This window comes from Candidatus Erwinia dacicola (assembly GCF_001756855.1).
Taxonomy (GTDB): Bacteria; Pseudomonadota; Gammaproteobacteria; order Enterobacterales; family Enterobacteriaceae; genus Erwinia; species Erwinia dacicola.
Genome location: NZ_MAYS01000086.1, coordinates 1 through 2,679, shown reverse-complemented (window position 1 = coordinate 2,679; position 2,679 = coordinate 1). Strand labels below are relative to the sequence as shown.

General features: G+C 53.5%; 4 protein-coding genes and 1 pseudogene. 1 reads left to right on the top strand and 4 read right to left on the bottom strand.

Annotated elements, in window-relative coordinates; all coding sequences use genetic code 11:
• Positions 1-42 precede the first annotated feature (42 nt).
• Both sdhE and BBW68_RS02430 read right to left on the bottom strand, forming a co-directional pair.
• Positions 43-309: an FAD assembly factor SdhE gene (sdhE, locus tag BBW68_RS02435; RefSeq protein WP_070133858.1), complete on the bottom strand. Its 267-nt coding sequence runs from the start codon at positions 307-309 to the stop codon at positions 43-45.
• Position 310: 1 nt separating this feature from the next.
• Complete coding sequence (locus tag BBW68_RS02430) at positions 311-493, bottom strand: hypothetical protein (RefSeq protein WP_070133857.1); 183 nt, start codon at positions 491-493, stop codon at positions 311-313.
• Between the two features lie 42 nt (positions 494-535).
• Here BBW68_RS02430 and ygfZ point away from each other — a divergent pair, with 42 nt between their 5' ends.
• The gene (gene ygfZ, locus BBW68_RS02425) at positions 536-1,522 is read left to right on the top strand and encodes a tRNA-modifying protein YgfZ (protein WP_070133856.1); all 987 of its coding nucleotides are present in this window, start codon (positions 536-538) and stop codon (positions 1,520-1,522) included.
• A gap of 6 nt (positions 1,523-1,528) precedes the next feature.
• Here the strand turns inward: ygfZ and trhA are convergent, their stop codons facing one another.
• On the bottom strand, positions 1,529-2,182 hold the full coding sequence (trhA, locus tag BBW68_RS02420) for a PAQR family membrane homeostasis protein TrhA (protein WP_070133855.1): 654 nt from the start codon (positions 2,180-2,182) through the stop codon (positions 1,529-1,531).
• Positions 2,183-2,499: 317 nt separating this feature from the next.
• A pseudogene (locus tag BBW68_RS19045) lies at positions 2,500-2,679 on the bottom strand (IS91 family transposase); the annotation flags it as partial.

The following is a 2,679-nucleotide window of genomic DNA, read 5'->3' as shown; positions in this document are numbered from 1 at the left end:
TAGCTCAGGTGATTAAGGGATACAGCCTAGGAAACCCACAGCTTACATTGCTACAGGACCACGTTGTTTGTTTCTCTCCTGAATCAGCGCCATCATCCTTCTTAGATCCGCATCGGCCGGCTCGCCGTGGTTCATCAGCCAGTTAAACAGGTCTGGGTCATCGTTCTCCAGCAGCCGGACAAACAGTTGCTTGTCGGTGTCGTCCAGTGAGTCAAACTCATACTCAAAAAACGGCATGATGGAAATATCCAGTTCGCGCATGCCGCGGCGGCATGCCCAGTGAATACGTGCTTTATTTGTAATATCCATGTTACTCAGCGTCGGTTAACCAAACATGGCGCACAGTGTAACGCTTTTTTGCAGTGCTGTTGATGATGTGATGCCGTGCTTGCGGCATTGCGCGCAAAACAGCAGCACCGGTTGCAGGGTTATCATGCGTTTTGTGCCGCTTTTTCTGGAAATAGGTTGCAAAGCGGGTGCGCTCTTTTAACATGAGCAACAGATTTTAATAAATTCGTTAATTTAGGACTGAATTATGCCGAATATTTCTTTCCCTCCCCGCCAGTCGGTAGCCTCAGCCCGCCTGCCGTTGACCCTGATTTCACTGGAAGAGTGGGCGCTGGTGAACGCCAGCGGTGCAGACCACGTGAGTTATTTACAGGGGCAGGTGACGCTGGATGTTGCAGCGCTGGCTGACAATCAGCACCGCCCTGCCGCGCACTGCGATGCCAAAGGGAAGATGTGGAGCAACCTGCGCCTGTTCCACCGTGGCGAAGGAGTAGCCTTTATTGAGCGCCGCAGCCTGCGCGACATTCAGCTAACCGAGCTGAAAAAATACGCGGTATTTGCCAAAGTGACGCTGGTCCCGGACGATGAAGCGGTGCTGCTGGGCGTGGCCGGGTTCCAGGCACGCGCCGCACTGGCGGGAGTTTTTGACACGCTGCCCGACGCCGGGTCCCCGCTGATTCAGCAAGATGACAGCACACTATTATGGTTCAACCTGCCCGCCGAACGTTTCCTGCTGGTCACCACGGCAGCCAGAGCGCAGGAGGTGCAGGATAAACTGGCCGGTGAAGCCCAGCTCAACCACAGTCAGCAGTGGCTAGCACTTGAGATTGAAGCAGGCTATCCAATTATTGACAGAGCCACCAGCGCCCAGCTGATCCCACAGGCGACCAACCTGCAGGCCTTGGACGCCATCAGCTTTAAAAAAGGCTGCTATACCGGGCAGGAGATGGTGGCACGCGCCAAGTTCCGCGGTGCCAACAAGCGTGCGCTCTTCTGGCTGGCCGGTAAGGCTGGCGTGGTACCGGCAGCGAATGATGCGCTGGAGATCCAGATGGGTATGAACTGGCGCCGCACCGGCACCATCCTTGCCGCCTGCCAGCTGGATAACGGCGAGGTCTGGGTGCAGGCGGTGCTGAATAACGACTTGGAAGCGGATACCGTGCTGCGCGTGCAGGGCGATGAGGGCGGCAAACTGGCGATCCAGCCACTGCCTTACGAAATCACCCAAGGTTAAGGCCCCTTACATCATGTACAAATAGATGGCGAGAAAATGACACAGCGAGCCGCCCAGCACGAAACCGTGCCAGATGGCATGGTTGTAAGGAATGCGCTTCGACACGTAGAAAATTACCCCGAGCGAATAGATTATCCCCCCGGCAGCCAGCAGCCAGATACTGCCCGACGGCAGGCGCATCGCCAGCTGATACAGCACGATCAGCGACAGCCAGCCCATCAGCATATAGGTCACCAGCGACAGCGCCTCAAAGCAGTGCGCGAACACCAGCTTAAACAGTATCCCTAACAGCGCCAGCCCCCAGATAAACGCCATTAAACCGTGTGCCAGCGCCGATTTCAGCGCCACCAGCAGGAACGGCGTGTAGGTTCCAGCTATCAGCAGATAGATTGCCGAATGGTCGAGCTTTTTCAGCCAGAACTTAGCGCGTTTGTCAGGAATTGCGTGATACAGCGTGGAAGCGAAAAATAGCAGAATCATACTGCCGCCGTAAAGGCTGTAGCTGGCGATCGCCAGCGCACCGGCACGGGCATCTATGGCTTGGTTGAGCATCAGAACTAAGCCAATCACGCCAAACAGGCATCCAATGCCGTGGCTGATGCTGTTGGCGATCTCTTCCGCCAGTGAGTAGCCGGGTTCCAGTAATTTTTGTTTCGCCATATCTAACGATAATCCTCGTATAAATAGGTTCGACCCTCGCAAAATGCGATGGTTGAAAATTCATCATTAATAGCCTAACTGAAAATAATTTCAGAGTACACATGTAAGCTAAAATATGATGTAGCCCCCTGAAATACCAGACAGTAGCTGTATCTCGAGATAAGAGATAGGCTTGATGGTTAGGCGATTGAATCGCATCTTTTGAGATCGCCTGACCATGAATTTCATCATGCACCATCCCTGTGATGAGGCTGTTAAGCGTGAGTCTGTGTGTGAACATGCCGTCTCTAATGTAGTTTTAACCGGAAAGCTATTTTTTAGACGCATTGTTCCAATTCAGGCATCCGCAGCCATCGTTTTTTATCCATTTCACACAGTCTTTCTGACAGCAATTCCGTTGCATGCATGCCAGACTGAGCGCCGGCAAAGCACAGCCGACCTTTGCAGAGAATGCATTCGAATGGATTGGTACCTAGAAACCCCTTCATCAGCACCGC